This is a genomic window from Bariatricus massiliensis (assembly GCF_900086725.1).
In the GTDB taxonomy this organism is placed as follows: Bacteria; Bacillota; Clostridia; order Lachnospirales; family Lachnospiraceae; genus Allocoprococcus; species Allocoprococcus massiliensis.
Genome location: NZ_LT574836.1, coordinates 249,196 through 276,125 on the forward strand (window position 1 = coordinate 249,196; position 26,930 = coordinate 276,125).

Annotated in this window: 28 protein-coding genes, 1 tRNA gene and 2 other annotated features (1 of these 31 running past the window's edge); of the genes, 25 read left to right on the forward strand and 4 right to left on the reverse strand. The window is 44.5% G+C overall.

Features of this window, described 5'->3' with window-relative positions; all coding sequences use genetic code 11:
* Window positions 1-237 (forward strand) — a binding site (T-box leader); it begins 1 nt to the left of the window's first position.
* A 44-nt stretch (window positions 238-281) separates the two neighbouring features.
* The 8 genes from epsC to BN6465_RS02820 all read left to right on the forward strand — a co-directional run bounded on the left by epsC (window position 282) and on the right by BN6465_RS02820 (window position 6,641).
* A complete protein-coding gene (epsC, locus tag BN6465_RS02785) occupies window positions 282-962 on the forward strand; it encodes a serine O-acetyltransferase EpsC (protein WP_066731497.1) in 681 nt (226 codons plus the stop codon).
* Window positions 949-2,355, forward strand: a complete 1,407-nt coding sequence (gene cysS, locus BN6465_RS02790) for a cysteine--tRNA ligase (RefSeq protein WP_066731499.1) — start codon at window positions 949-951, stop codon at window positions 2,353-2,355. Before epsC ends, cysS begins: the two co-directional genes overlap by 14 nt.
* Window positions 2,340-2,798, forward strand: a complete 459-nt coding sequence (locus BN6465_RS02795) for a Mini-ribonuclease 3 (RefSeq protein ID WP_066731501.1) — start codon at window positions 2,340-2,342, stop codon at window positions 2,796-2,798. Before cysS ends, BN6465_RS02795 begins: the two co-directional genes overlap by 16 nt.
* 43 nt (window positions 2,799-2,841) lie before the next feature.
* Window positions 2,842-3,594, forward strand: coding sequence for a 23S rRNA (guanosine(2251)-2'-O)-methyltransferase RlmB (gene rlmB / locus BN6465_RS02800; RefSeq protein WP_066731503.1), 753 nt, complete (start codon window positions 2,842-2,844; stop codon window positions 3,592-3,594).
* A 15-nt stretch (window positions 3,595-3,609) separates the two neighbouring features.
* Complete coding sequence (locus tag BN6465_RS02805; protein ID WP_066731505.1) at window positions 3,610-4,212, forward strand: sigma-70 family RNA polymerase sigma factor; 603 nt, start codon at window positions 3,610-3,612, stop codon at window positions 4,210-4,212.
* Window positions 4,213-4,316: 104 nt separating this feature from the next.
* Window positions 4,317-4,646 carry a sporulation initiation factor Spo0A C-terminal domain-containing protein gene (locus tag BN6465_RS02810; RefSeq protein WP_066731507.1) on the forward strand — a complete coding sequence of 110 codons (330 nt, stop codon included), beginning with the start codon at window positions 4,317-4,319 and terminating at the stop codon, window positions 4,644-4,646.
* 128 nt (window positions 4,647-4,774) lie between these two features.
* Window positions 4,775-4,847, forward strand: a tRNA-Thr gene (locus tag BN6465_RS02815).
* Between the two features lie 129 nt (window positions 4,848-4,976).
* A complete protein-coding gene (locus BN6465_RS02820) occupies window positions 4,977-6,641 on the forward strand; it encodes a glutamine--tRNA ligase/YqeY domain fusion protein (protein WP_066731511.1) in 1,665 nt (554 codons plus the stop codon).
* A 64-nt stretch (window positions 6,642-6,705) separates the two neighbouring features.
* Here the strand turns inward: BN6465_RS02820 and BN6465_RS02825 are convergent, their stop codons facing one another.
* Window positions 6,706-7,086: a hypothetical protein gene (locus tag BN6465_RS02825; protein WP_066731512.1), complete on the reverse strand. Its 381-nt coding sequence runs from the start codon at window positions 7,084-7,086 to the stop codon at window positions 6,706-6,708.
* A gap of 251 nt (window positions 7,087-7,337) precedes the next feature.
* Here BN6465_RS02825 and cls point away from each other — a divergent pair, with 251 nt between their 5' ends.
* The 3 genes from cls (at window position 7,338) to BN6465_RS02840 (ending at window position 11,750) form a co-directional block, all read left to right on the forward strand.
* Entirely contained in the window at window positions 7,338-8,924 is a 1,587-nt protein-coding gene (cls, locus tag BN6465_RS02830; protein WP_066731514.1) for a cardiolipin synthase, read from the forward strand.
* 144 nt (window positions 8,925-9,068) lie between these two features.
* Window positions 9,069-10,343: an adenylosuccinate synthase gene (locus tag BN6465_RS02835; protein ID WP_066731516.1), complete on the forward strand. Its 1,275-nt coding sequence runs from the start codon at window positions 9,069-9,071 to the stop codon at window positions 10,341-10,343.
* Between the two features lie 384 nt (window positions 10,344-10,727).
* On the forward strand, window positions 10,728-11,750 hold the full coding sequence (locus tag BN6465_RS02840) for a hypothetical protein (RefSeq protein ID WP_066731518.1): 1,023 nt from the start codon (window positions 10,728-10,730) through the stop codon (window positions 11,748-11,750).
* A 95-nt stretch (window positions 11,751-11,845) separates the two neighbouring features.
* On the opposite strand, the gene asnA is transcribed toward BN6465_RS02840, so the two are convergent.
* Window positions 11,846-12,856, reverse strand: coding sequence for an aspartate--ammonia ligase (gene asnA, locus BN6465_RS02845; RefSeq protein WP_066731520.1), 1,011 nt, complete (start codon window positions 12,854-12,856; stop codon window positions 11,846-11,848).
* Window positions 12,857-13,137: 281 nt separating this feature from the next.
* Between asnA and BN6465_RS20910 the strand changes: the two genes are divergently transcribed.
* Window positions 13,138-13,296: a hypothetical protein gene (locus BN6465_RS20910; protein ID WP_199882785.1), complete on the forward strand. Its 159-nt coding sequence runs from the start codon at window positions 13,138-13,140 to the stop codon at window positions 13,294-13,296.
* 9 nt (window positions 13,297-13,305) lie between these two features.
* Here the strand turns inward: BN6465_RS20910 and BN6465_RS02850 are convergent, their stop codons facing one another.
* Window positions 13,306-13,530: a hypothetical protein gene (locus tag BN6465_RS02850; RefSeq protein WP_066731522.1), complete on the reverse strand. Its 225-nt coding sequence runs from the start codon at window positions 13,528-13,530 to the stop codon at window positions 13,306-13,308.
* 137 nt (window positions 13,531-13,667) lie between these two features.
* Here BN6465_RS02850 and BN6465_RS02855 point away from each other — a divergent pair, with 137 nt between their 5' ends.
* From BN6465_RS02855 to BN6465_RS02895, 9 genes are all read left to right on the forward strand, one after another.
* Window positions 13,668-14,174, forward strand: coding sequence for an SEC-C metal-binding domain-containing protein (locus BN6465_RS02855; protein ID WP_066731523.1), 507 nt, complete (start codon window positions 13,668-13,670; stop codon window positions 14,172-14,174).
* Window positions 14,175-14,251: 77 nt separating this feature from the next.
* Window positions 14,252-14,995: a YdcF family protein gene (locus BN6465_RS02860; RefSeq protein ID WP_066731525.1), complete on the forward strand. Its 744-nt coding sequence runs from the start codon at window positions 14,252-14,254 to the stop codon at window positions 14,993-14,995.
* A gap of 27 nt (window positions 14,996-15,022) precedes the next feature.
* Window positions 15,023-15,236: a binding site (T-box leader), on the forward strand.
* A 245-nt stretch (window positions 15,237-15,481) separates the two neighbouring features.
* A complete protein-coding gene (locus BN6465_RS02865; RefSeq protein WP_066731527.1) occupies window positions 15,482-16,360 on the forward strand; it encodes an aldo/keto reductase in 879 nt (292 codons plus the stop codon).
* 2 nt (window positions 16,361-16,362) lie between these two features.
* Window positions 16,363-16,776 carry an acyl-CoA thioesterase gene (locus tag BN6465_RS02870; RefSeq protein ID WP_066731529.1) on the forward strand — a complete coding sequence of 138 codons (414 nt, stop codon included), beginning with the start codon at window positions 16,363-16,365 and terminating at the stop codon, window positions 16,774-16,776.
* 20 nt (window positions 16,777-16,796) lie between these two features.
* Entirely contained in the window at window positions 16,797-18,722 is a 1,926-nt protein-coding gene (gene thrS / locus BN6465_RS02875) for a threonine--tRNA ligase (protein ID WP_066731531.1), read from the forward strand.
* A gap of 101 nt (window positions 18,723-18,823) precedes the next feature.
* On the forward strand, window positions 18,824-19,144 hold the full coding sequence (locus BN6465_RS02880; protein ID WP_066731534.1) for a DUF1540 domain-containing protein: 321 nt from the start codon (window positions 18,824-18,826) through the stop codon (window positions 19,142-19,144).
* A gap of 139 nt (window positions 19,145-19,283) precedes the next feature.
* Entirely contained in the window at window positions 19,284-20,684 is a 1,401-nt protein-coding gene (locus BN6465_RS02885; RefSeq protein WP_066731536.1) for an AI-2E family transporter, read from the forward strand.
* Between the two features lie 34 nt (window positions 20,685-20,718).
* Window positions 20,719-21,639: a homoserine O-acetyltransferase MetA gene (metA, locus tag BN6465_RS02890; RefSeq protein WP_066731537.1), complete on the forward strand. Its 921-nt coding sequence runs from the start codon at window positions 20,719-20,721 to the stop codon at window positions 21,637-21,639.
* A gap of 3 nt (window positions 21,640-21,642) precedes the next feature.
* On the forward strand, window positions 21,643-22,296 hold the full coding sequence (locus BN6465_RS02895; protein WP_066731538.1) for a hypothetical protein: 654 nt from the start codon (window positions 21,643-21,645) through the stop codon (window positions 22,294-22,296).
* 94 nt (window positions 22,297-22,390) lie between these two features.
* Here the strand turns inward: BN6465_RS02895 and BN6465_RS02900 are convergent, their stop codons facing one another.
* Window positions 22,391-22,762 carry a helix-turn-helix domain-containing protein gene (locus BN6465_RS02900; RefSeq protein ID WP_066731539.1) on the reverse strand — a complete coding sequence of 124 codons (372 nt, stop codon included), beginning with the start codon at window positions 22,760-22,762 and terminating at the stop codon, window positions 22,391-22,393.
* A 150-nt stretch (window positions 22,763-22,912) separates the two neighbouring features.
* Here BN6465_RS02900 and BN6465_RS02905 point away from each other — a divergent pair, with 150 nt between their 5' ends.
* The 4 genes from BN6465_RS02905 to BN6465_RS02920 all read left to right on the forward strand — a co-directional run bounded on the left by BN6465_RS02905 (window position 22,913) and on the right by BN6465_RS02920 (window position 26,867).
* Complete coding sequence (locus BN6465_RS02905; RefSeq protein ID WP_066731541.1) at window positions 22,913-23,467, forward strand: hypothetical protein; 555 nt, start codon at window positions 22,913-22,915, stop codon at window positions 23,465-23,467.
* Window positions 23,468-23,741: 274 nt separating this feature from the next.
* Entirely contained in the window at window positions 23,742-25,874 is a 2,133-nt protein-coding gene (gene nrdD, locus BN6465_RS02910) for an anaerobic ribonucleoside-triphosphate reductase (protein ID WP_066731543.1), read from the forward strand.
* Entirely contained in the window at window positions 25,874-26,380 is a 507-nt protein-coding gene (gene nrdG, locus BN6465_RS02915; protein WP_066731545.1) for an anaerobic ribonucleoside-triphosphate reductase activating protein, read from the forward strand. Before nrdD ends, nrdG begins: the two co-directional genes overlap by 1 nt.
* Window positions 26,355-26,867 (forward strand): dCTP deaminase/dUTPase family protein, encoded by a 513-nt coding sequence (locus BN6465_RS02920; RefSeq protein WP_066731547.1) that lies wholly within the window; start codon window positions 26,355-26,357, stop codon window positions 26,865-26,867. Before nrdG ends, BN6465_RS02920 begins: the two co-directional genes overlap by 26 nt.
* Window positions 26,868-26,930: the final 63 nt, after the last annotated feature.

Consider the following 26,930-nt stretch of genomic DNA (forward strand, 5'->3'; position numbering starts at 1 on the left):
GAAAGACGAGGAACGAAAAGAGTAACATTCCGGAAGCTTGAAAGAGAGGGACTGTCACCGGCTGAGAGCAGACCTGAAGATAGGGAGTGTGAAGTGCATTCGGGAGTTGATTCGGCGAACTGCTAATTTGGCATAGTAGCCGGGTACGGAGCGCATCCGTTACATGCAGCAAGTGAAAGGTTAGAAAAGTTTTAATCTTTTAATAGAGTGGAACCGCGGATAGACTTCGTCTCTGGATTTTTAGAGACGAAGTTTTCTTTTTTTAAAAAGGAGTTGATTAAGTGGGGATTATTTCGTATATCAGAGATGAGATTGCGGTAGTCAGAGACAGGGACCCTGCAATTAAGTCTGGCATGGAAGTACTGCTGTATCCAAGCTTTAAGGTGATACTGCATTACAGACTTGCCCACAAATTATTTTTGAAGAAGCATTATTTTTTGGCCCGCTGGATATCCCAAAGGGCGGTGCGCAAGACGGGGATTGAGATACATCCGGGAGCGCAGATCGGAAAAGGATTGTTTATTGACCACGGCAGCGGTGTGATTATTGGAGAGACCGCTATCCTTGGGGATAATGTGACACTGTATCAAGGAGTTACGCTCGGGGGCACTGGCAAGGAGCAGGGAAAGCGCCATCCTACGTTGGAGGACAATGTTATGGTCAGTGCTGGTGCCAAGGTTCTTGGCTCTTTCACGGTAGGAAGGAATTCAAAGATAGGAGCCGGCTCTGTGGTGATTGAGGAAGTTCCGCCCAATTGCACGGTCGTCGGAGTGCCGGGGAGAGTCGTAAGGATGGGGGATCAGAAGCTGCCCAGAGCAGAACTTGACCAAATCCATCTGCCCGATCCGGTGCTCAACGATATCAGGGAGCTTCAGGCAGACAACCGGAGGCTGAAAAGGAAACTTGATGAATTGGAAAAGAAAATAAATAAAGAAGAGGTAGAGACAAATGAAAGTATTTAACACACTGTCAAAAAAAAAGGAAGAATTTATACCGCTGGAGGAAGGCAAGGTTAAGATGTATGTCTGCGGACCTACAGTCTATAACTTTATCCATATTGGAAATGCAAGGCCGATGATTGTATTTGATACAGTGCGTCGGTACTTTGAATACAAAGGCTATGAGGTAAATTTTGTATCAAATTTTACAGATGTAGATGATAAGATTATTAAAAAAGCGATTGAAGAAGGCGTGTCCGCGCAGGAAATATCACAGCGCTATATCGAAGAATGCAAAAAAGACATGGCCGGCATGAATGTCAAATCGGCCACGAAGCATCCGCTGGCTACAGAGGAGATCTGCGGGATGGTGGAAATGATTGAGGATTTAATAGAAAAAGGATACGCTTACGAGAAGAACGGCACGGTGTATTTCCGCACGAGAAAGTTTTCGGAATATGGAAAGCTTTCCCATAAGAATTTGGATGACTTAAGGTCGGGGGGGCGTTCTCTGCTGGTGAGCGGGGAGGATGAAAAGGAAGACCCGCTTGATTTCGTGCTCTGGAAGCCGAAAAAAGAAGGCGAGCCGGCGTGGGAATCTCCGTGGTGCGACGGGCGGCCGGGGTGGCATATCGAGTGTTCTGTCATGTCGAAAAAATATTTGGGTGAACAGATAGATATCCATGCGGGCGGGGAGGATCTTGTATTTCCCCACCATGAAAATGAGATTGCCCAGAGCGAGGCTTCTAACGGAAAAGAATTTGCAAAATATTGGATGCACAATGCATTCTTAAATATTGATAACCGTAAGATGTCGAAATCTCTTGGCAATTTCCGCACGGTCCGGGAAATCAGCGAACAGTATGACCTTCAAGTGCTTCGTTTCTTCATGCTGAGCGCTCATTACAGAAGTCCGCTGAACTTCAGCGCCGATTTGATGGAGGCCTCTAAGAACGGTCTGGAGCGTATTGTCAATGCGGCGGATAATCTGAAGCATCTCTTGGGTGTGGCGCAGACAGAGAAGATGACTGGCGAAGAGCAGGATAAGTTTGAAAGGACACAGGAGTATGTAGCCGCGTTCGAAGCGGCGATGGACGATGATTTCAACACGGCAGATGCGGTCGCAGCTATTTTTGATTTGGTAAAATACAGTAACACTACGGCGGATGCTGCAAGTTCCAAGGAATACCTGCAGAACCTCCTTGATTTGATCGTGAAGCTTGCGGATGTTCTGGGGCTGATTGTGGATAAGAAGGAAGAGCTTCTTGACGCGGAGATAGAGAAGCTGATCGAGGAGCGTCAGGCGGCAAGAAAAGCGAAGGATTTTGCGAGAGCAGATGAAATACGTGATAAATTATTAGAGATGGGGATTATCTTAAAAGATACCCGTGAAGGAGTGCAATGGAAAAAAGCGTAAGTTTTGAGCTGGATTCTTATATGTGCGAGCTGTTTGAATTGGAAGAGGTGGATGCAGCCAGTTATTCACCTCTTACTTTGGCATATATTGGGGACAGTATTTATGATTTAATTATTAAAACACTGGTAATCAATGAGGGCAATAAGCCGGTCAAAAAACTGCATAAAGAGACAAGTAGGATGGTACAGGCCTCGGCCCAGTCAGAGATGATGAGAATACTGCAGCCTCTTTTGACAGAGGAGGAGCATGCGGTGTATAAACGTGGGAGAAATTCTAAAAGCGTCTCCCCGGCAAAGAACCAATCGGTTACGGATTACAGGAGAGCTACCGGGTTTGAGGCGCTGATGGGGTGGCTGTATTTGAAAAAGGATTATAAGCGCATGCTGGATTTAGTTAGAATGGGGCTGGAAAGCTTGGATGAGAAACAGGCGGTCGAGGAGTAAGAGCGTACTGGCTGTAGTGAAAATAAGGAAAGGCAGGGAAATCATGCTGGAAGAAAATGGAGTAAAGAGTTTGGTGATCGAAGGGCGCAACGCGGTGCTGGAGGCATTTCGCTCCGGCAAGCCCATCGACAAGGTATATATATTGGACGGTTGTCAGGACGGGCCGATACGCACCATAGTGAGAGAGGCAAAAAAGCACGATACAATTATCAATTTTGTCACAAAAGAGCGTCTGAACCAGATGTCGGAGACGGGAAAACATCAAGGAGCTATCGCGCTGGCGGCAGCCTATGAATATGCAGAAGTGGAAGACATGCTGGATTTGGCAAAGAAACGCGGGGAGGAGCCGTTCTTGATACTGCTGGACAATATTGAGGACCCCCATAATCTGGGAGCAATCATCCGTACTGCTAATCTGGCGGGGGCGCACGGAGTGATTATTCCTAAGCGGAGAGCGGCAGGACTTACGGCTACGGTGGCCAAGACTTCTGCGGGAGCGCTCAATTATACACCGGTTGCCAAGGTCACGAATCTAGTGAAAACGATGGAGGAGCTGAAGGAGAAAGGCCTCTGGTTTGTATGTGCAGATATGGAGGGGGAGGTGATGTACCGTGTGAACCTTAAGGGCCCCATCGGTCTGGTCATCGGCAATGAAGGAGAAGGGGTTGGACGGCTGGTGAAAGAGACATGTGATATGACCGCGTCTATTCCAATGAAGGGGGATATTGACTCTCTGAATGCATCCGTTGCGGCAGGAGTTCTGGCTTACGAGATCGTCCGGCAAAGAATGGCATAGTAAAGGTTGGCGGATATGGATTATGACAAAATGACAGACGAACAATTGATTGAAAAGCTTCGCCTTGGGGACAAGGAGATTACTGATTATATCATGGAGAAGTATAAGGGGCTTGTGCGTCAGAATGCGAAGGCTATGTATCTTCTCGGTGGTGAAAATGATGATTTGATTCAGGAAGGAATGATTGGCCTGTTTAAAGCTGTGCAGGATTATAACCCGGAGGCAGGCACATCATTTTACAGTTTTGCCCAGCTATGCATTTCCCGGCAGATATATACAGCCATGAAGGCGGCCAGACGGAAAAAGCACATTCCGTTGAATTCTTACGTTTCTCTCTATGCAGAGGAGGAGGATCAGGAAGGAAGAATGCCGCTGGCGGAGACGATTGAGGCAGGAGCGGAAAGCAATCCTGAGGAAGCACTTCTCGGCAAGGAATACGCGCGTGCTTTTGAAGAAGAGCTGAAAGAGCGCCTGAGCAAACTTGAGAATCGGGTGCTTTATCTGCACCTTTTAGGTATGGATTATCTGACAATTGCAGATATTATTGGGAAGAGTCCCAAGACGGTCGACAATGCGCTTCAAAGGATAAAGGCAAAAGCGAAAGAACTTGTAAAATAGATATTTTCCCGATTATCCCCGAATTATCACGATTTCGACAAAACCTTCTAAAATTCTTTATATTATAACAAAGGAATGAAATCTTATGACAGGAGAAATGAAAGATGGATGAGAAGGTGGAATCTGTTTTGAGGAAATTGGGGATTACCGCGAGATATAAGGGGCATGAATATATTCAACTGGCATTTCGGCTGATTGAACACGATGAAGAGATTTTGACGGGAATTACAATATTATTGTACCCTGAAATCGCAAAGACACTGGACGTGCCGGTACATAATGTTGAATATAATATACGCACTGCAGTGATGAAATCATGGAAGATGAACAGGCCGCTGCTGGAAGAAGTCTGTGGGTACAAATTGTATAAGCCGCCGTCGAATGCAGAATTTCTTGACGCATTGTTGTATTATGTCCGGCATTTAAAAGAGTAGTTGATGTTTTTGAGGGGAAGGCCGCCTGAAAAGGTGCGTTTTCCCTCCCGAAAAATGGAGAATTTCCATCTTAGATATTGACAATCAGAAGGGGAATATGATATATTTAACAAGTCGCAAAAATGCGTGCTGCCTTGGCTCAGTCGGTAGAGCGTCGCCTTGGTAAGGCGGAGGTCGGCGGTTCGATTCCGCTAGGCAGCTTTCATAACTCCCGTTAAGGGAGTATTTTTTTATTACATAGGTAAGTTCTTTGAATTTATCTATGTAATAAAAAGCCCTCCGGGGAGGATGCGCACAATATTAAACGATAGAGAGTTGAGGAGGAACATCATGGCAGAAGAAATGGTTTCAAAAAATTTTATCGAGCAGGAAATCGATAAAGATTTACAGGAGGGAGTATACGATCATGTCTGTACCAGATTCCCGCCGGAGCCCAACGGATATCTGCATATAGGGCATGCAAAATCTATCCTTTTGAACTATGGACTTGCTCAAAAGTATAATGGTACGTTCCACATGCGTTTTGATGATACGAACCCTACCAAAGAAAAGACTGAGTTTGTGGAGTCCATCAAGGATGACATCCAGTGGCTTGGGGCAGACTGGAAGGAGCATCTTTACTTTGCTTCGGATTATTTTGACACCATGTATGAGTGTGCGGTTCTTCTAATCAAGAAGGGAAAAGCATATGTATGTGATTTGACGCCGGACGAGATTAGGGAGTACAGAGGGACACTTACTGAGCCGGGGAAGGACAGCCCCTATAGGAACCGGAGTGTCGAGGAGAATCTCGCCTTATTCGAAGGAATGCGTGCGGGCCAGTACAAAGACGGAGAGAAGGTTCTCCGCGCTAAAATTGATATGGCCTCACCTAATATTAATATGCGTGACCCGATTATTTATAGAGTAGCTAGGATGAGCCACCACAATACGGGAGACAAATGGTGCATTTACCCGATGTATGATTTTGCCCATCCGATCGAGGATGCGGTAGAAGGAATTACACATTCTATCTGTACATTGGAGTTTGAAGACCACAGGCCGCTTTATGACTGGGTCGTGAGAGAATGTGAATTTGAGAATCCACCTCGTCAGATTGAGTTTGCTAAATTATATTTGACAAATGTGGTGACAGGAAAACGCTATATCAAAAAACTGGTGGAGGACGGGATTGTAGACGGCTGGGACGATCCGAGGCTGGTATCCATCGCGGCGCTTAGACGGCGCGGCTTCACTCCGGAATCTATCCGTATGTTCGTTGATTTGTGCGGAGTATCCAAAAGCCAGAGCTCCGTCGATTACGCAATGCTGGAATACTGTATCCGGGAAGACTTGAAGCTGAAACGTCCTCGAATGATGGCAGTCCTAGACCCTATCAAGCTTGTAATCGACAATTATCCGGAGGGGGAGACAGAGTATCTGGACGCTCCCAACAATCTGGAAAACGAAGAGCTTGGAAGCAGGAAAGTGCCGTTCTGCAGAGAACTTTATATAGAGCGTGACGACTTTATGGAAGAGCCTCCGAAAAAATATTTCCGGCTGTTCCCGGGGAATGAGGTCAGGCTCATGAACGCCTATTTTGTTAAATGTGTGGATTATGAAAAGGATGAGAATGGAAATGTGACGGTAGTGCACTGTACTTACGATCCGGAGACGAAGTGTGGAAGTGGATTTACCGGCCGGAAGGTGAAGGGTACGATCCATTGGGTGCCGGCTCCCTACGCAGTGAAAGCGACGGTTCGGCTTTATGAGAATCTGGTGGATGAAGAAAAGGGCGTGTACAATAAGGAGGATGGTTCCTTGAATTTGAATCCCAATTCATTGACTGTCAAGGAGATTTATGTAGAACCCAATTTTGAAGACGCAAAGCCTTATGACAGTTTTCAGTTTGTGCGTCAGGGATATTTCTGCATAGATGCTCACGACTCAAAACCCGATGCACTTGTGTTCAACCGTATCGTATCCCTGAAAAGTTCATTCAGGCTGCCTAAATAAATACGGATATGCATTAATAAGAAAAGGAATCGGGTCCCAACCCGATTCCTTTTACGTACATACATTATTCACTTTTCTGAGTGGATGCGTCAGATGCGCTGCCCATATCGGCAGCTTCTTCGCTGGCCTTCTCATCTTCTGACGCTATATCTTCCACAGCCTTGTCTGCTTCTGCCACAGCGTCTTCCACAGCCTTGTCAAATTCATCGCTGCAGGATTCTTCTTTTTCTTCTTTGGAATCGGACGATGGTGTGAGGGGCACATAGCCTCGTTCGGAGACTGCGCCTAAGTCATCGTCAAGCTCAAAGTCGTCATCCTCAAAATCATCCTCAAATTCATCTTCTAGTTCATCTTCATTCTTTTTCTTTAATAAATAGTAAACGCCTGCAGCGGCAGCTCCTGCGGCTGTTACTCCAAGCAGAAATTTACCAAACTTTTTAGCCATAATACTGCTCCTTTCCCATATCTTGCTCGTATAACTATAGTATATAAACAACTATATTGTAATACTTTTTCACAAAAAGGGAAAGTAAAATATTTATAAACAGGCGTATTTTACCAAAAAATGTAATAGATAGAGGGCGGAGGGGCGAAAAACTAAGGGACAGCGGGATTGTACGTGGGGTAAAAATGTGTTATTATTATACAATATTGTTATGTTTCAGTAACTTATAGAGAAAGGGATGCAGGACTTAGATGACGAGGGAATTAAGGCACCACGATAAAAGTCAGAGCATGGGGAAAAGAGCAAAAAATAAAGTGTTTGGCGTAATCTACAGCCGTACAGCGGTTGTGTTCGTACTTCTTCTGATGCAGATAGGCGTTATGGGGTTCACCCTTACTTATCTGGAGGGATATACCAACTATCTTTATGGAATATTTGTCATTCTTTCCATGGCGGCTGTTATCTATATTATCAATGCAAAAGGGGCACCGGAGATTAAAATGACGTGGCTTTTATTTATCTTGCTCGTTCCGGTGGTAGGTGTAGGATTTTATATATTTGTGCAGACGGAAATCGGCACACGGTACATAGGAAAGCGGCTGGAGATACTTCGCATGGAGACGGAACCCTATATGAAGCAGAATGAGAATATTGTGGAGTTGATGAGGAGCAGCCGGCTTGCGAATACGAATCTTTCTCACTTTCTGTATCAGCAGTTAGGATTTCCCACGTATGGCAATACGGATGCCCAGTATTTTCCGCTGGGTGACGATAAGTTCCCGGTGCTGGTAGAAGAATTGGCAAATGCTAAAAAGTTTATCTTTATGGAATACTTTATTGTCGAAGAAGGAATCATGTGGGACACTATTTTGAATGTTCTGGCGGCGAAGGTTAAAGAAGGCGTGGAAGTGCGCTTTATGTACGACGGGATGTGCAGCGTTGCCCTGCTCCCCTATGAGTATCCGGAGAAACTTAAGCGGATGGGGATACAGTGCAAGCAGTTCGCGCCGATCAAACCGGTGCTTTCCACCCATCAGAATAACCGTGACCACCGCAAAATCTGTGTCATAGACGGTGCGACCGCGTTTACCGGAGGCGTCAATCTGGCGGACGAATATATCAATGAGAAGATGCGGTTTGGCCATTGGAAAGATACTGCGATCATGCTGAAAGGCGACGCGGTGCAGAGCTTCACCATGATGTTCTTGCAGATGTGGAATGTGGATGAAAAAAGGCCTGACATATATAAGAAGTACTTGACCGTGAAACACAGGGGATTCCGCAGAGAACAGGGATATATGATTCCTTATGGGGACAGCCCTTATGATGATGAGAATGTGGGTGAAGAAGTTTATTTCCATATATTGAATCACGCGAAAAAGTACGTGCATATTATGACGCCTTATTTGATTTTGGATAATGAGATGATTACGACCCTCACCAGAGCGGCTAAGAGTGGGATAGAGGTGCAGATTATCATGCCTCATATTCCGGATAAACCATACGCTTTTTATCTGGCAAAGACCTATTATAGCGAATTGATTGAAAGCGGCGTTCAGATTTATGAATATATGCCGGGATTTATACACGCCAAGGTCTTTACATCGGATGACGACACCGCTACGGTAGGCACTATCAATCTGGACTACCGCAGTCTGTATCTGCATTTTGAATGTGGTGTGTTTATTTATCACAATCCGGTAGTGTATGCTATTGAGAAGGATTTTCAGGAAACATTGGATAAGTGCCACAAGGTAACCTTGACAGAAGTGCAGAATAGAAGCCTGTTTACAAAGGTATATGGACAGGTACTGCGTCTGGTGGCGCCGCTTATGTAAAAAATAAAAGGATTTTTAATGGAAATCAAAATAGGAGTATACAGACGGTTGAAAATGTAGTATAATTTTAACGGCTTCTTATAAGAGAAGCTCATAGCATTTATAAGGGATAGTTATATTAAAAGATACGCAGGAGGATTTATCATGGTTAAAGCAGTAGTTGGAGCGAACTGGGGCGATGAAGGTAAAGGAAAGATTACAGATACCCTTGCTGAAAAGGCGGATATCATCATTCGTTTTCAGGGCGGTGCTAATGCAGGACATACCATCATCAACGATTATGGAAAATTTGCCCTTCACACACTGCCGTCAGGTGTGTTCTACAATCATACCACCAGTATTATCGGCAACGGTGTAGCTGTAGATATTCCGGTATTATTTAAGGAGATTCAGTCTGTCATCGAAAGAGGGGTTCCGGCTCCCAAGATTCTGGTATCTGACAGAGCACAGATGGTGATGTCCTATCACAAAAATTTTGACGCATATGAAGAGGAGAGGCTGGGCGGCAAATCCTTTGGCTCTACCAAATCTGGAATTGCACCGTTCTACTCAGACAAATACGCAAAAATCGGATTTCAAATCAGTGAATTGTTCGACGCAGAGCTGCTGAAGGAAAAAGTAGTGCGCATTGCAGAGCAGAAAAATGTGCTTCTGGAACACTTATATCATAAACCGACGATTAATCCTGATGATTTATATAATGAACTAATGGAATACAAGGAGATGGTTGCGCCGTATGTATGCAATGTTTCTTTATTCCTTGACAGAGCGCTGAAAGAAGGGAAAGATATTCTTCTGGAGGGACAGCTCGGTACATTGAAGGATCCGGATCATGGAATCTATCCTATGGTCACATCTTCTTCCACGCTTGCGGCTTACGGCGCTATCGGGGCAGGGATTCCGCCATATGAGATTAAGCAGATTGTCACCGTTTGCAAGGCTTATTCCAGCGCTGTTGGTGCGGGAGCCTTTGTCAGTGAGATCTTTGGCGATGAGGCAGATGAGCTGAGAAAACGCGGCGGAGACGGAGGAGAGTTCGGTGCCACTACAGGGCGTCCGAGACGAATGGGATGGTTCGACTGTGTAGCCTCCAAATACGGCTGCCGTCTGCAGGGGACGACCGATGTCGCTTTCACAGTAGTGGATGTGCTCGGATACTTGGATGAGATACCAGTATGTGTAGGGTATGAGATTGACGGAGAGGTGACGACGGAATTCCCGGCCACCTATCTGTTGGAAAAGGCAAAACCGGTTCTCAAGACACTTCCGGGCTGGAAATGCGATATCCGTGGAGTTAAGAATTATGAGGAGCTTCCGGAAAACTGCCGAAATTACATTGAATTTATTGAAAAAGAGATTGGCTACCCGATTACGATGGTATCAAACGGACCGGGAAGACATGACATTATTTATCGTTAATAGTGCAAAAGAAAAGGGACTGACGGCAAAGCACCAATTTTTAGGGTCCTACAGACAAACAAGCATATCCGGACGGATATGCTTGTTTTTATAAAAACTTTCCGGGGAGATATAGGTAGTTGAAGTGGACTTGTCCACTCTATTCTATGGTTTTGTATGATTTTATCACTGGAACAGCGTAGGTATGTGTGTTAAAATATTAGAAAGCATTATTATTCTAAAATTCTAAGGGGCACACCCCAATACTGTTTATCATTTCTATATAAACGATTCAGGAATCTCAATGCTTTATTTCATTTATTGACAGCAGAGAGGTTCCCGTTAGATAAGTGAACGAAAGGATACCTCCTGCGAACGACATTTTTTGAATAAGGAGGACAATTTATGGAAAAACACACTTATCAGAAAAATACAGCAGTTAACCGTGTTTACAAATCGCGGATATTTGAAATGGTATTCAGCGACAAGAAGGAACTGTTAAGCCTGTATAATGCGGCGAACGGAACGAAGTATGACGACCCGGAGATGCTGGAAGTGAATACGTTGGAAAATGCAATTTACCTTTCGATGCATAATGATATCTCATTCGTGATTGACTCCAGACTTACGCTCTATGAGCATCAGTCCACCTATAGTCCCAATCTTCCGCTAAGATATCTGATGTATATTTCGGATCTGTATTCAAGCATGACGCGGGATGAGAATCTGTACGGCCCCCGTAAAGTGCTGCTGCCTCCCCCAAAGTTTGTTATCTTTTACAATGGCATCGAGGAGCAGCCGGACGTGCAGGAATTAAGGCTTTCTAGTGTGTTTCAGGTACCGGATGATAAACCGTCGCTGGAGTTAAGGGCCGTTATGCTGAATATTAATCCGGGGCATAATCCACAGCTGCTGGATAACTGCAAGACGTTGAGAGATTACTCTGAATATACTGCCAGAGTCAGGCGGTATGCGGAGAATGTTTCCCTGTCTGAGGCGGTAGAACAGGCGATTACGGAATGTATTAAAGAGGGGATTCTGTCAGAATTTTTGAGCAAGAACAGAACGGAGGCGAAAAAGGTGAGCATATATGAATATGATGAAGAAAAAGTCATGCGTATGATGCGTGAAGCAGCCCGTGAGGATGGCTGGGAAGAAGGTCTTCAAAAAGGGAGAGAAGAAGGGAGAAAGCAAGGAATAAAAGAAGGGATAAAAGAAGGAATAAAAGAAGGAATAAAACAAGGGATAGAAGAAGGAATAAAACAAGGGATAGAAGAAGGGGTAGATCAAAAGTTAAAAGGCCTAATTTGTAAGAAGCTTGCCAAGGGAAAAACATTGGAGGAAATCGCTGAAATATTGGAGGAACCATTAGAGCGGATACAAGCGCTTGCAAAAGAGCTTGCGGAAGCTGAAGAAAAGGAAGAATAAAAAGAAAAAATATGTTTAAATCCCCCGCTTCGTACAGGAGCGGGGGATTTTGTGTAAGGTTATATTTTTAAATAAGTGGTGTGAAAATATATCTGTTACAGCAGGTTGAGGTTATGAGCAGCCGCATACTCTAGTATCTCTTCTGGCCATACGGAGGATTGGACTTCCCCGATATGTGCTTTTCTTAAATAGTACATACAGATACGTGACTGGCCGATACCGCCGCCCACTGTATAAGGCAGTTCCCCAGCAAGGAGTGCTTTTTGAAAATCAAGTTCTATCCGGTCTTCACATCCGGCAGCTTTTAGTTGGCGCAGAAGCGCTTCCTCATCTACCCGGATTCCCATGGAGGAAAGTTCAAGGGCGATATCCAGAACCGGATAGTAGACGATGATGTCACCGTTCAGCTCCCAGTCGTCATAGTCCGGCGCACGTCCGTCGTGCTTTTCGCCGGAAGCCAGTGTCTTGCCGATCTGTTTGATGAAGATGGCTCCTTTTGCCTTGGCAAACCGGTACTCACGTTCTTTCGGTGTTTTGTCCGGATACATGGTCTCCAGTTCCTGAGCGGTGATAAAAGTAATCTCATCGGGCAGGAAGGCCTCTATGTAATTGTAGCGTCTTGCCATGAACTGTTCGGTCTCCTTCAAGGCGCTGTACACTTTGTTCACGGTATATTCCAGAGTCTCCATGTTGCGCTCTTCCTTGGAAATGACCTTCTCCCAATCCCACTGGTCCACATATATGGAGTGGATATTATCGGTATCCTCGTCACGACGAATGGCGCTCATGTCAGTGTAAAGTCCCTCGCCGGAATGAAATTCGTAGCGTTTAAGTGCGTAGCGTTTCCATTTTGCCAGAGAGTGGACAATCTCTACCTCCCTGTCGTTCTGCTCCTTTACACCGAAGGAGACCGGTCGTTCCACCCCGTTCAGATTGTCGTTAAGACCTGATTCGGGTCTTACGAACAGTGGGGCGGAGACACGTGTCAGGTGTAGTGATTTGGCAAGGGCGCGCTCAAAATGGTCCTTTACTTCTTTTATTGCGACTTCTGTTTCGCGGATAGTAAGCGGAGAAGAGTAATTCTCCGGTATCTGTAAATTCTCCATGTATCTCTTCCTTTCTTAACCATATTATCTCTAGTGTAGTGGAAAACGGTATTTTTTGTCAATCACATTTTCTTAAGAAATGAATCAGGGAAACTTTAGAAAATTGACATAGGAAGGTCACAAATATCCATTATGATATAAACATAGTTGCGTGAGAGAAAGTAATTTTACATTTGCAAAATAAACAGGCATATAAGTGGGGGAAGCATAATATAATTAAAATGTCGGGTTTTATCTTTCTGAGATAAAAAATACACTGAACAGTAAAGGAGGTATTCTATATGCATGAAGAGAAAAAGACTGCAGGGCAGGAGACAATTTCTATGGAAGAATACTTATGGAAACGGCAGAAGATAAGAGAGAGGGAAGACTGGAGACGGGGAGCTGCCGGTGGCGAAGAAAAAAGTCCTGCCTGGATGGTGGCAGAACTTTATGTTTAATCAACAGGGCTAGTGCATACTGTCATTATCCTCAGAGTTATCCTTGTGAGAAAGCTTATAGAACATGGTATAAGCATATAAGAGCACAGGAACTAAGATAGTGCAGGCTATGGAGGCCTTTAAAAATCCTTGTGACTTGGTGTGGTCGATAAAAGCAAATACAAGCGTGCTTGCATACATCGCGACAAGGAGGACAACACCGATTATGGCGAGAATGCGCTTAGTTTTTTTCAAAATTAATCACCTCATAAATTTGTACTTTATACACATTATATAGAGAAAAATGCAAATCTACAAGAAAATGTTTTGCAAAGTCGGGGAAAATGCATTATACTAACTAAAGTAGAAGAAACAAAAAGGAGAACTATAAGATGAGTACATTATTGGAACAGTGGAGAGATACGGCTTATTCCAAAGAGATGGATAAAGGAGAGCTTCAGAAATTTTGGGGAACTTATTTCCAGATAGAAAAAGAAATCTATGAAAAGCTTTTGACAAATCCAGATGAAGAAGTCAAGGGGACAGTCAAAGAGCTTGCGGAAAAATATGGAATCGAAGTATTCACAATGACTGGTTTTCTGGATGGAATCAACGACAGTTTGAAAGAGCCTAACCCGATTGAGACAATGGATGAAGACACGGAAGTAAGTCTGATGTTTGACAAAGAACTGCTCTATAAGAATATGGTGGATGCAAAAGCAGACTGGCTGTATGAACTGCCGCAGTGGGAGGAGATTTTCTCAGAAGAAAAGAGAAAAGAACTCTACAAAGAGCAGAAAAGTTCCCGTACCGTACACGTGGAGAAAAAGGTATATCCCAACGACCCATGTCCGTGCGGAAGCGGCAAAAAGTATAAAAAGTGCTGCGGAAAGAACTAACAGCTGCTAGGCATTATGATAAGTATGGCAGGAAGGAGTGGACTTAATGTCCACTCCTTTTTAAACAGGGGGATAAGGTGATTTTTGGAATAATCTGTGTAGGTTACTATTTTGCGATTTGCTGTTATATAAGAAAATGGGATTCAAAATTCCCTAGAATCTGGCTGGCCTTGGGAGTGGTATCGTTTTTGCTCGGCTGGCGGTGGGAACGGCTTCCTGAAGTGGTCACCGCTGGATTGGAGATGGCAGGACTGATTGTGTTGTTGATTTTTGCTGCTGTGGAGCTTTTGATCCTTTCAGGGATGAAAGAGGATAAGTGCGCCGGGGAGGCGGAATATATTATTGTGCTCGGTGCAAAGGTCGACGGCTATCATCTCACCGATGCACTGAAGCAGCGCCTTGACAAAGCGTTATTATATCTGAGGACCCACGACAAAACAAAAGTAATCGTATCAGGTGGTCAGGGGCCGGAGGAATATGTGACAGAGGCTCAGGCTATGGCTGAATACTTAATCCGCTGCGGCGTGGAGCCATCCAGAATCCTCAAAGAAGAAAAGTCCACGACCACACGGGAGAATTTGATTTTTTCGGGACGGATCATGAGAGAAGATCCAGACACAGAGTGTATGGCAAGGACAGGGATTGTGACGAACAACTTTCATATTTACCGTGCGGTATGCATTGCAAAACAAGTGGGCTATCAAAACGTGATAGCTTTGGCGGCGCCTACTGCACCGATTATGTTTGTGAATTACATGACACGCGAATTTTTTGGAGTGCTTAAAATGTGGGCAGAGCGGAAGAAGACAAAAGTAGATTGACAAAAAAAATCTTCGTGATATAATGGATAAAAAGCGTTGACGAGACGAGTAAGGCGTGGAAGGATACAGAGAGAGAAGCCATAGGCTGGAAGCTTCTTATCACAGAACCGTCTGAAGACTACCTCTGAGCGGCTGTAAAGCAGCACGGCTGATACCGTTATCATCAAATGAAGTGGTTTCGGAACAATTTCCCGAAACAAGCGGGGTGGAACCGCGAGTTAAAAAAGAACTCGTCCCTTGCAGCAACCCAAGCTGCAAGGGACTTTTTGCGTGAAGCAAGGATTGCCAGCGGCGCAATAAGAGGGAAGGAGGGTGCTTGCACCCGAAAGCCCGCTTATTGCGGCATTGTCAGGCTGCACACGACTGAGAAGGAGCGAAGCGGAATCGAAGTGCGCTCCGTGTGCAGACTGTAGTAGCACAGGTCTCTTCTGTGCTACACTGGCAATCCGTAAGACCAGCGGCGCAATAAGAGGGAAGGAGGTACACATGAACAGTATCAATGATTGTTACACCTTGAATAATGGAATTAAGATTCCATGTATTGGCTTCGGTACTTACAAGGCTGCCGAGGGAAATAATATACAAATTTTAAAGACTGCGATAGAAGCGGGATACCGCTATTTTGATACCGCATCCTTTTATGGAACGGAAGATTACCTTGGGGAGGCGGTGAGACAAAGCGGACTGCCTAGGGAAGAGTTCTTTCTGGTCTCCAAGATGTGGAAAGAGGAGATGGGGTATGACAGGACGAAAAAGGCGTTTGAGGAAACATTGCAGCGTCTTCAGACGGATTATCTTGATATGTATTTGATACACTGGCCAAGGCCGGAGGCTTCCTGCAGCGAGTGGAAACAGTTAGACTTAGATACGTGGAGAGCTATGGAAGAGCTTTGTCAAGAGGGAAGAATCAAAGCGATTGGATTGAGCAACTTTCTTCCACAGCATCTGGAAAACATTCTTGCACATTGTAAGATAAAACCGGCGGCTGTGCAGTTGGAGCTCCATCCGGGCTATATGCAGGAGGCTGGGGTGCGCTACTGTGAAGAGAAAGGGATTTTGCTTCAGGCGTGGAGCCCCATCGGAAGACAGCGGGTGCTGAACGAGCCGCTTCTTGTTGAACTGGCGCAGAAATATCAGGTGTCCCCGGCACAAATATGCTTGAGGTTCCTTGTGCAGAGAGGCATTGTACCGCTGCCGAAATCTTCATCTATGGAGAGGATGAAGCAGAATATGGAAGTATTCGGATTTGATATTTCCACGGAGGATATGTACCGCATAGCCACCATGCCTCAGGCCGGATGGTCAGGTGAGCACCCGGACCCGGAAGTGGCACAGAAGATAAACAAAAGAAAGATTGGGGAATAGAGATGAGACCATATCAGCATAAAGTGCAGTATTATGAGACAGATCAAATGAAAGTGGTCCACCATTCTAACTATATACGTTGGTTTGAAGAGGCTAGAATTGATTATATGGAGCAGCTCGGTATGCCTTATGAGGATATGGAGAAGAATGGAATTATTAGTCCGGTAATTTCTGTAGAAGCAGAGTATTTAAGGATGGTAAAATTTGGCGACACTGTTGTCATAGAAGCCAAAATCAAGGAATACAACGGGATTAAACTTACCATTGGGTATTCGGTGGTGGACGAGTCCACCGGCATGGTGCACTGCAGGGGAATTACCAGACACTGTTTCTTGAATGAAAAGGGACGCCCTGTCTCTCTGAAGAGAGAATGCCCCCAATATCATGAAATGTTTTTAAAAGGCTTGGAAGCCTAAAAGAAAGAGAGGAAGATAATATGAAAATTACATTGAAAGATGGCTCCGTGAAGGAATATGACCAGAGCAAGTCCGTCATCGACATTGCCGCCGATATCAGTGAAGGACTGGCAAGGGTTGCCACGGCAGGTGAAGTGAACGGTGAAATTGTGGACTTGAGAACGGTAATAGACGAAGATTGTGAATTGAGCATCTTGACTTTTAATGATGAAAAAGGAAAAGGCGCTTTTCGCCATACTGCGTCACATATTATGGCACAGGCAGTGAAGAGATTGTATCCAGATGCGAAGCTTGCAATCGGGCCTTCTGTGGCGGATGGATTCTATTACGATATTGATAGGGAAGTTCCTTTAGTAGCGGAAGATTTGGAAAAAATTGAAGCGGAAATGAAAAAGATTGTAAAGGAAGCACTCCCGATTGAACAATATACAATGCCGCGGAATGAGGCGATTGCATATTTCAAAGAAAAAGGAGAACCATATAAAGTAGAATTGATTGAAGATCTGCCCGAAGATGAAGTTATCAGCTTTTATTCACAGGGAGAGTTCACTGACCTTTGTGCCGGACCGCACCTTATGACGACGAAACCTGTAAAGGCAATCAAGCTTACCAGTCTGGCGGGAGCTTACTGGAGAGGCAGCGAGAAGAATAAGATGCTGCAGAGAATCTATGGAACTGCCTACCCTAAAAAGGCAGAATTGGATGAGTATCTGCACATGATAGAGGAAGCCAAGAAGCGTGATCATAGAAAATTAGGAAAAGAACTTGGACTGTTCATGATGCGTGACGAAGGTCCGGGATTCCCATTCTTCCTTCCAAAGGGCATGGTGCTCAAGAATCAGCTGCTTGATTACTGGAGAGAGATTCACCATAGAAATGGATACGTGGAGATTGCAACACCAATCATGCTGAGCCGTCATCTCTGGGAGACATCAGGACACTGGGACCACTACAAGGACAATATGTATACAACGGTTATTGACGAAGAGGATTTTGCTATCAAACCGATGAACTGTCCGGGGGGAATCCTTGCATATGAAGCAGAACCGCGCTCTTACCGAGACCTGCCGCTACGCATGGGAGAGCTGGGACTGGTACACAGACATGAAAAATCAGGACAGCTGCATGGACTGATGCGTGTAAGATGCTTTACACAGGATGATGCCCATATCTTTATGATGCCGGAACAAATCCGTGATGAAATCAAAGGAGTGGCAAGGCTGATCGATGAGGTTTACAGTCTGTTTGGTTTTAAATACCATGTAGAGCTTTCCACAAGGCCGGAAAACAGTATGGGAAGTGATGAAGACTGGGAAATGGCTACATCGGCGCTTCAGGGAGCCCTCGATGATCTGGGACTTAACTATGTTGTGAATGAAGGCGACGGTGCGTTCTACGGTCCTAAGATAGACTTCCATTTGGAGGATTCCATCGGAAGGACATGGCAATGTGGTACCATCCAGCTTGATTTCCAGCTTCCTCTTAGATTTAACTTGGAATACACAGGGGCTGACGGAGAAAAGCATCGTCCAATCATGATTCACCGTGTAGCGTTCGGCTCTATTGAACGTTTTATCGGAATATTGATCGAACATTTTGCAGGGGCGTTCCCGACATGGCTTGCTCCGGTACAGGTAAAAGTGCTCCCGATATCTGATAAATACATGGAATATGGGAAGAAGGTTCTTTCTGAGCTGGAGCACGCCGGAATCCGGGCCGAGATAGATACACGCGCCGAAAAAATCGGATATAAGATACGTGAGGCGCAGATGCAGAAAATACCTTATATGCTTGTTGTGGGAGCAAAAGAGGAAGAAGACGGACTTGTGTCTGTGAGAAGTAGATTTGAAGGGGACGAAGGACAGAAAAATTTAAGTGACTTTGTAGCTGCTATCAAAATGGAAATTGCGGCGAAGACAGTCAGAGAAGTAAAAAGTAAGGAATAAAAATAGCGCTGTGCGCCGCTTCCTTTTCTACGTTTGTGGAATAATAGAAAATGGGATTGGGCATACTAGTACAGATTTCAGAAATAGAAGGAGGTAATAGTATGCCAGAATTAAAGTGTACAGTGCAGACATGTTTGCACAACAAGAATTTTTACTGTGACCTGAATGCAATCAAAGTAGGAGGAGACTCCGCTAAAAGAGCAGAGGAGACATGCTGTGACAGCTTTGAAGAAAGAAAAAGCGGAACATACAGCAATGTTACAGGGGAAGCAACACCTACAAGTAAAATTGACTGTAAGGCAGTGGAATGTAAATACAATGAAGAATGTGCCTGTCATGCCGGAAAAATCAGTGTTGAAGGAAGTCAGGCCTGCCAATGCAGCCAGACAGAATGTGCAACCTTCACATGCTGCGGAAAGTAGTAAAAGACAAAAAAGACACCTGTGCGGCAGGTGTCTTTTTGCGTGCCGGCAATAGTTTTTAAGATTAGTCTATAATGGTTGACTCTAGAGCCTTTGGGACGGTATAATGAAAAAGACTATGAGAGAAAAGGTGACTTAAATGGAAAAAGATGAAAAAAAGGCTTCTTCGGCCCCTTATTATGACAAAAGACCTAAATTTGGAAATAAAGGACCGTCAAAACTTCGCCAGCAGTTCAGTCAGGGGATGACTTATTTTCTAGTCATTGTAGCCTGTGTACTGTTTTACTTTGCGCTTCTCCGGCTGGACGCTATATCCGGCGCGGTGACAAAGATCATAAATGTACTCAAGCCTGTAATATATGGGCTGGCAATCGCCTATCTGCTGAATCCAATCGTGAAAAATGTGGACCGGTTCCTTGTACCGCTTCTTGAGAAAAAACTGGACAGGAAGAAAGCTCGTAAATTGTCCAGAGGAATCGGCGTCATAACGGCTATCTTATTTTTGATTGTTTTGATTGTGGCTCTGTGTAATATGCTGATACCAGAATTGTATAAAAGTATCCGTGACTTAATCTATACACTGCCCGGACAGTTGAGCGAGATGGTAGATAAGTTCAATCATTTTCAGTCAAAAGACACGACGACTCGTGTGTTCATACAAAATATTTTAGAGCAGGGGACTGAGAGTCTTCAGACATGGCTTCGCAACGACCTGCTCCGCCAGACGAACACTTTGATGTCCAATCTTACCGTAGGGGTTATCAGTATTGTCAACGAACTCCTCAATTTCCTGATTGGGCTGATTGTTTCTGTGTACGTACTTTTCAGTAAAGAACTGTTTGCGGCTCAGTGTAAGAAGATTGTGTATGCACTTATGAAGACTAATCATGCCAACATGATGCTTCATCTGGCCCAAAAGAGCAATGACATTTTCGGCGGTTTTATTATAGGAAAAATAATTGATTCCGCAATTATAGGAGTGCTCTGTTTTATCGGACTGACACTTTTAAATATGCCTTATACATTGCTTGTCAGTGTTATAGTAGGAGTGACAAATATCATTCCATTCTTTGGTCCCTACATTGGAGCAATACCGAGTGCACTGCTGATATTACTGGAAGACCCAAGAAAGGGTATTTATTTTATTATTTTCATCCTGTTTCTTCAACAGCTTGACGGGAACATTATTGGCCCGAAGATTCTCGGGGATTCCACCGGCTTGTCGGCCTTTTGGGTTGTCTTCTCCATCCTTTTGGGAGGCGGTCTGTTCGGCGTCGTTGGAATGATTGTAGGCGTCCCGACTTTTGCGGTCATTTATTATATTATTATGATGATCGTGAATCAGATGCTTGAGAGAAAGAAGCTGCCGCTTACTACGGTGAATTATGGCGTGAAGAGTTATGTGGATGAAGACGGGCAGTTCGTAAGCGATGATGTTGAAGCTGTGAGTGAGATTAAAAATGAGGATGAGAAGTCCATTCATCAGTTTATAAAAGAGGAAGAAGAACGTCAGGGCTCTGAAAAAGATGAAGATAAATAAAAGCTGGAAAGAATAATAGAAAAGGGGAATTATTATGCCGATCCGGGTACAGAATGATTTGCCGGTTAAGGAAATACTGGAAAGAGAAAATATATTTGTGATGGATGAGCACCGTGCGACACATCAGGATATTCGTCCTATCAAGATTGGATTATTGAATCTGATGCCGCTGAAGGAGGATACAGAGCTTCAGCTCCTTCGGTCTTTGTCGAATACACCGCTGCAGGTTGATATGACGTTTGTGACTGTAAAAAGCCACGAGTCGAAAAATACTTCCCTCAGTCATCTGAATCGGTTTTATGAGACGTTTGATGAAATTAAAGAGCGCAGATTTGACGGATTTATTATTACAGGCGCGCCTGTAGAGCAGATGCCTTTTGAGGAAGTAGACTACTGGGATGAGCTGAAAGATATCATGGACTGGACGAAGACTCATGTTACATCGACCATTCATCTCTGCTGGGGGGCTCAGGCGGCTCTTTACCACCACTATGGTATTGATAAGGCACCGCTGGACTCTAAGCTGTTCGGTGTCTTTTGGCATAGGGTCATGAATCGAAAAATTCCACTTGTCAGAGGATTCGACGATGTGTTCATGGCTCCGCATTCCAGACATACGGATATACCGATAGAAAGAATCCGTGCAGATAAGCGCCTTATGATTTTGGCTGAATCAGAAAAAGCAGGAGCTTTTCTTGTGATGGCAGAGAACGGGCGTCAGATATTTGTCATGGGACATCCGGAATACGACCGGATTACATTGGATCAGGAATACAAGAGAGATAAAAGCAAGGGCCTTCCTATTGAACTGCCTGAGAATTACTATCCAGAGGACGACAGTGAGCAGAGGCCTCTGCTTACTTGGCGGGCTCACGGAAATAATCTATACAGTAATTGGCTTAATTATTACGTATATCAGGTGACGCCGTATGATTTGGAGGGGACACCGTTTTAAGATATGAAAAATAAAAAGATAGGAATGACATTTATTGCAGTAATATTTACTCTTTTGCTTGCTCTTGCTTCCCGTGCATCGGCGGATACAGCCAAGGATGCGTTGACACTTCATTCAGAAGTCGGGAAAATGTTCCACGATTATTATAAAGCAGAGCCACGAGAAGGCGATGTCTATGCTGTAGGCAAAAATACTATAATCAGTAAAGAAGACATAGAGCAGGCGGTTGAATTCTATATCATAGCAGGCTTGAAGGAAGACGATGCAAGAGAAAAAGCGGAGCAGTATGTATTTGGACAGGAGGCGTTGTACTATAAGGCTATTCAGGAAGGCTATCAAGTTACGGACGAAGAAGTACATAACTATATAGAACAATGCAAAGTAGAGCTTGAAACCCTCTCGAACCGCGACGAAATAGAAGCTATCATAGCTCAGTATGACAGTGAGGAGGAGTACTGGAATCATCAATTTGTAGTGTATCAGAAAGACTTGCCGATTATGAAATATCTGAAAGATTTAGAAAAGGAATTTTGGAATGGTAAGAAGGAGCAGTCTTACGATTCATCGGCTTTGAATGATGAGGATTGGGTAACGTACTATAATTCTTTCAGAGATAGTCTGATTGGGGAAGAGGATTATCAGTTAATTGGAAAGTAATATGCAATTTAAATGGTGTCATAAAATGTCTGTTATTCCAGACGTTTTATGACACCTTTTTATTTTCTATTAATTTATCGGGAGGCTGTATCTGTTAAGATTGTTTGGCGCTTTTCTTCGAGGGCTTTCCGGAGGGAGTCGGAAATGCTTCTATCACATGTATGAGATTATCCCTGACATACCGTCTATAATTATCGGGCAAGGGAGCCAGAAGTTCCAATATTTCCTGAACGACTGGGTCATGCTCGGCAGATACACCGCTTAAATAGTCACATAATAAAAAATCCAGATGCACATTCAGGCCATCTGAAAATTCTACCATGGTCTCAAAAGAGGTGACTTGTGAACCGTTTTCGATTCTGCTTATGGTAGTTTCACTTAAATTCATTTTCTGAGCAAGCTCTGCCTGAGTAAGCCCGGCATTCTTTCGGGCCTCACGTACCCGGTCGCCAAAAGATTTTTTCATAATTGATTCCCTCGATTCTACTTATAGCTAGTTTACCATTAATAGTGCTCAATTTAGAATGATGTTATACGACTGAACTGGTTTACAAATACGCATGGTAACTGTTATTATAATGAAAAGTATAATAATATAGAGCGAGGAAGTGAGAGAATGAATTTTGAACTGTACAGGGAGGACATGGAGGCTGTCAAGATTGCACTGGGAACTTGCGGCAGGCTGGGAATGAGCAGGGAAAACGCGCTGGTGAATAGCATAGGTTATCTCAGGGATTACTATGAGATGGATCCGGAGGCGGAATATCTGCTGGGAGCGGTACTTCAGATGAGAGTTTATCTGGAGCTGGGATTTGAGTACGAGAAGTATGAGAATTTGTTCGATGAGATTTTGCGCAAAGCAGAGATGCGCAGGAGTGAGCTGTACGAGGGGAGAGTCTATGCCCCTGAGCCGATTAAACTGAACAAAAGCCAGATACGGAATATGCTGAGAAGGTGGTCACCGACAAAGCAGAACACAATGACGATCAAAGAGGTAGTGGAACACATTTTGGAAAAGGTGACCCATCGAAAATACGGAACATATTATTACCGCAATCATCCTCCGGCCAGTTTAACAGGGGATGATGTCTATGTCCTTGTCATCAATGAGAACGAATGCTACTTCCACGACATGACAAGAGAACGGTATTATACATTTCGGGATATTTAAACAATAGCTTTTTTGTAAAGAAGATAGTATAATGATTACTAGTTCACATTAGGGACTTGATAATTAAGAAATTAGATTTTTTACAATAGGTATATTGACGGCTATTTGGTAACGTGATAATATAATTGGTATCTACATGATGTAGTAAATAGTGGACGGGACAACACAAAATGTAGAATAATAGACTCCGCCGAAAGGCGGAATTTTTAGGCTTCTGCGCAAATAATTTGGGAAATGGCAGGCTTTTGGGATAAAATAAGGAGGAAAGACAGATATGGAACTGAATAAAGTTAAGGTCATTAAAAAAGATGGTACGGAAGAGGAATTTAACGTACATAAGGTTGTGGTGGCGGTCAACAAGTCGGCTTACCGCGCGCTGATTAAATTCAGTGAGAAAGACATAGAATTTATCTGCCGCTTTGTGGAAGAGAAGGTAGAGGAGATGGGCGTGGACGCCATTCCCATTGCTGAGATGCATAATGTGGTGGAAGGAGCGCTTGAGAAGGTGAATCCGGCCGTGGCAAAGAGTTATCGTGACTACCGCAATTATAAGCAGGATTTCGTACATATGCTGGATGAAGTGTACCGGAAAAGCCAGTCGATTATGTATATCGGAGACAAGGAGAACAGTAATACGGACAGCGCCCTTGTATCTACAAAGCGAAGTTTGATATTCAATGAATTGAATAAAGAGCTGTATAAAAAGTTCTTTTTGACGGTGGAAGAACTTCAGGCGATTCGGGAAGGATATATATATATCCATGATATGTCTGCAAGAAGAGACACGATGAACTGCTGTCTTTTCGATGTAAAGAATGTACTGACCGGAGGGTTCGAGATGGGGAACCTCTGGTATAATGAGCCAAAGACGCTGGATACGGCGTTTGACGTTATTGGAGATATTGTGCTCAGCGCTGCCAGCCAGCAGTATGGGGGATTTACAGTGCCGAGCGTGGACGAGATATTAGAGCCCTATGCAGAGCGCTCCCACAAAAAGCTGCTTGAGAAGTATACGGGATTGGGATTGTCTCAGGAGGCTGCGGAAAAAATCGCGTGGGCCGATTTGACGAAAGAGATGGAGCAGGGATTTCAAGGCTGGGAGTACAAGTTCAACTCCGTATCATCCAGCCGCGGCGATTACCCGTTCATTACTGTCACAAGCGGAACCAACATCAGCAAATATGGAAAGCTGGTGACAAAGACGATGCTGGATGTAAGAAAGAAAGGGCAGGGCAAGGAAGGCCATAAGAAACCGGTACTTTTTCCGAAGCTGGTGTTCTTGTATGATGAGAACCTGCATGGCCCGGGCAAGCCGGGTGAGGATTTGTTCGAGGCAGGGATTGACTGTTCTGCCAAGACCATGTATCCTGATTGGCTGAGCCTCACCGGAAAAGGATACGTGGCCAGCATGTATAAGCGGTACGGAAAGGTCATCAGTCCCATGGGCTGCCGTGCTTTCCTGTCTCCTTGGTATGAAAGAGGAGGGATGAATCCGGCGGACGAAAATGATATGCCGGTGTTTGTAGGACGTTTTAACATTGGCGCGGTAAGCCTGCATCTGCCCATGATACTGGCCAAATCCAGACAGGAGAACAAGGATTTCTTTGAAGTGCTCGATTACTATCTGAATCTGATCCGCAAGCTTCATATAAGGACATACGAATATCTGGGAGAGATGCGTGCGTCCACAAACCCACTGGCGTACTGTGAAGGCGGTTTTTATGGCGGGAACTTGAACCTCCATGATAAAATCAAACCTCTTTTAAAGTCGGCTACGGCTTCCTTCGGCATAACAGCGCTCAATGAACTGCAGCAGCTGTACAACAAAAAATCTATTGCAGAGGACGGAGAATTCGCGCTGAAGACATTGGAATTTATTAACAAGAGAGTCACAGAATTCAAGCAGGAGGACGGTTATCTGTACGCGATTTACGGTACTCCGGCAGAGAACCTCTGCGGCGTACAGGTGCAGCAGTTCCGTAAGAAATACGGAATTGTGGAAAACGTATCCGACCGTGAATATGTCAGCAACAGTTTCCACTGTCATGTGTCAGAGGAGATTACGCCTATTATGAAACAAGATTTGGAAAACCGTTTCTGGGATTTGAGCAACGGCGGAAAGATTCAATATGTCAAATATCCCATTGGATATAATAAAGAAGCAATCAAAACTTTAGTCCGCAGGGCGATGGATATGGGATTCTATGAAGGAGTCAATCTGTCTCTCGCTTATTGTGACGACTGTGGGCATGAGGAATTATCCATGGACGTGTGTCCGGTATGCGGAAGTAAGAATCTGACAAAGATAGAGCGTATGAATGGTTATCTTTCCTACTCCAGAGTGAAGGGGGATACCCGGCTGAATGATGCCAAGATGGCAGAAATTGCAGAAAGGAAAAGTATGTAATGCGTTACCATAATATTACCAAGGATGATATGCTGAACGGGGACGGCCTGCGGGTTGTTCTCTGGGTGGCAGGGTGCAGCCATTGCTGTAAGGAATGCCACAATCCAATCACATGGGACCCGAACGGAGGCCTGTTTTTCGACGATGCGGCAAAGAAGGAAGTTTTTGACGAGCTGGATAAAGACTATATCAGCGGCATCACCTTCAGTGGTGGAGACCCGCTGCACATAGCGAACGCCTATGATGTGACAGAATTGGTGAGGGAAATCAAAGAAAAATATCCGAAAAAAACAATCTGGCTGTACACCGGTTCTCTGTGGGAAGAAGTAAGGCATATGGAAATTGTCAAATATATTGATGTATTGGTGGACGGAGAGTTCGAGATAGAGAAGAAAGACGAGGCCCTTCACTGGAAGGGGAGTTCTAACCAGAGAGTTATTGATGTACAAGAATCATTAGACAAAGGAGAAGTAAAGCTGCATGAAGAGGATTGCCAAGTTTCATAAAGTGAGCCTGCAACAATTTGCCGAGGGTTTCCAAGATACGTTCGAAGGCGTGAACGAAGAGAAAGTACAGGAGCTGTACAGTCAGATAAAGCTGCCGAAGCGCGCGACGAAAGGGAGTGCGGGGTATGATTTCTATGCGCCGGATGATTTCGTGATCGGGCCGGGGGAGACGGTAAAGATACCGACCGGAATCCGGGTGGAGATGGAAGAAAATTGGGTGCTGAAATGTTATCCCAGAAGTGGTCTTGGTTTTAAATACCGGCTTCAGCTCAACAACACGGTGGGGATAATAGACAGTGACTATTTTTATTCCAAGAATGAGGGCCATATTTTTGCAAAACTGACGAATGACACGAAAGAAGGAAAGACCGTAGAAATAGCGAGAGGAACGGGATTTATGCAAGGGATTTTTGTGGAATACGGCATTACAGTGGATGATGAAGCCGAGGGTATCAGGGACGGTGGATTTGGAAGTACAAGTAAATAAAGTTGTTCATTTTGCCCCCGGGCTGTGTATATTTCCACAGTCTGGGGGGCATTCTAACTTCAT

Coding starts and splice junctions, on each gene's coding strand:
- BN6465_RS02810 (WP_066731507.1), top strand. CDS start 4,317: ATGGATGAGAAGGTGGAATCTGTTTTGAGGAAATTGGGGATTACCGCG.
- nrdG (WP_066731545.1), top strand. CDS start 25,874: ATGCGTTACCATAATATTACCAAGGATGATATGCTGAACGGGGACGGC.
- BN6465_RS02795 (WP_066731501.1), top strand. CDS start 2,340: ATGGAAAAAAGCGTAAGTTTTGAGCTGGATTCTTATATGTGCGAGCTG.
- BN6465_RS02880 (WP_066731534.1), top strand. CDS start 18,824: ATGCCAGAATTAAAGTGTACAGTGCAGACATGTTTGCACAACAAGAAT.
- BN6465_RS02905 (WP_066731541.1), top strand. CDS start 22,913: ATGAATTTTGAACTGTACAGGGAGGACATGGAGGCTGTCAAGATTGCA.
- nrdD (WP_066731543.1), top strand. CDS start 23,742: ATGGAACTGAATAAAGTTAAGGTCATTAAAAAAGATGGTACGGAAGAG.
- rlmB (WP_066731503.1), top strand. CDS start 2,842: ATGCTGGAAGAAAATGGAGTAAAGAGTTTGGTGATCGAAGGGCGCAAC.
- BN6465_RS02870 (WP_066731529.1), top strand. CDS start 16,363: ATGAGACCATATCAGCATAAAGTGCAGTATTATGAGACAGATCAAATG.
- BN6465_RS02895 (WP_066731538.1), top strand. CDS start 21,643: ATGAAAAATAAAAAGATAGGAATGACATTTATTGCAGTAATATTTACT.
- BN6465_RS02820 (WP_066731511.1), top strand. CDS start 4,977: ATGGCAGAAGAAATGGTTTCAAAAAATTTTATCGAGCAGGAAATCGAT.
- BN6465_RS20910 (WP_199882785.1), top strand. CDS start 13,138: ATGCATGAAGAGAAAAAGACTGCAGGGCAGGAGACAATTTCTATGGAA.
- thrS (WP_066731531.1), top strand. CDS start 16,797: ATGAAAATTACATTGAAAGATGGCTCCGTGAAGGAATATGACCAGAGC.
- BN6465_RS02835 (WP_066731516.1), top strand. CDS start 9,069: ATGGTTAAAGCAGTAGTTGGAGCGAACTGGGGCGATGAAGGTAAAGGA.
- BN6465_RS02825 (WP_066731512.1), bottom strand. CDS start 7,086: ATGGCTAAAAAGTTTGGTAAATTTCTGCTTGGAGTAACAGCCGCAGGA.
- cysS (WP_066731499.1), top strand. CDS start 949: ATGAAAGTATTTAACACACTGTCAAAAAAAAAGGAAGAATTTATACCG.
- BN6465_RS02900 (WP_066731539.1), bottom strand. CDS start 22,762: ATGAAAAAATCTTTTGGCGACCGGGTACGTGAGGCCCGAAAGAATGCC.
- BN6465_RS02920 (WP_066731547.1), top strand. CDS start 26,355: ATGAAGAGGATTGCCAAGTTTCATAAAGTGAGCCTGCAACAATTTGCC.
- cls (WP_066731514.1), top strand. CDS start 7,338: ATGACGAGGGAATTAAGGCACCACGATAAAAGTCAGAGCATGGGGAAA.
- BN6465_RS02885 (WP_066731536.1), top strand. CDS start 19,284: ATGGAAAAAGATGAAAAAAAGGCTTCTTCGGCCCCTTATTATGACAAA.
- BN6465_RS02840 (WP_066731518.1), top strand. CDS start 10,728: ATGGAAAAACACACTTATCAGAAAAATACAGCAGTTAACCGTGTTTAC.
- BN6465_RS02865 (WP_066731527.1), top strand. CDS start 15,482: ATGAACAGTATCAATGATTGTTACACCTTGAATAATGGAATTAAGATT.
- asnA (WP_066731520.1), bottom strand. CDS start 12,856: ATGGAGAATTTACAGATACCGGAGAATTACTCTTCTCCGCTTACTATC.
- metA (WP_066731537.1), top strand. CDS start 20,719: ATGCCGATCCGGGTACAGAATGATTTGCCGGTTAAGGAAATACTGGAA.
- BN6465_RS02805 (WP_066731505.1), top strand. CDS start 3,610: ATGGATTATGACAAAATGACAGACGAACAATTGATTGAAAAGCTTCGC.
- BN6465_RS02855 (WP_066731523.1), top strand. CDS start 13,668: ATGAGTACATTATTGGAACAGTGGAGAGATACGGCTTATTCCAAAGAG.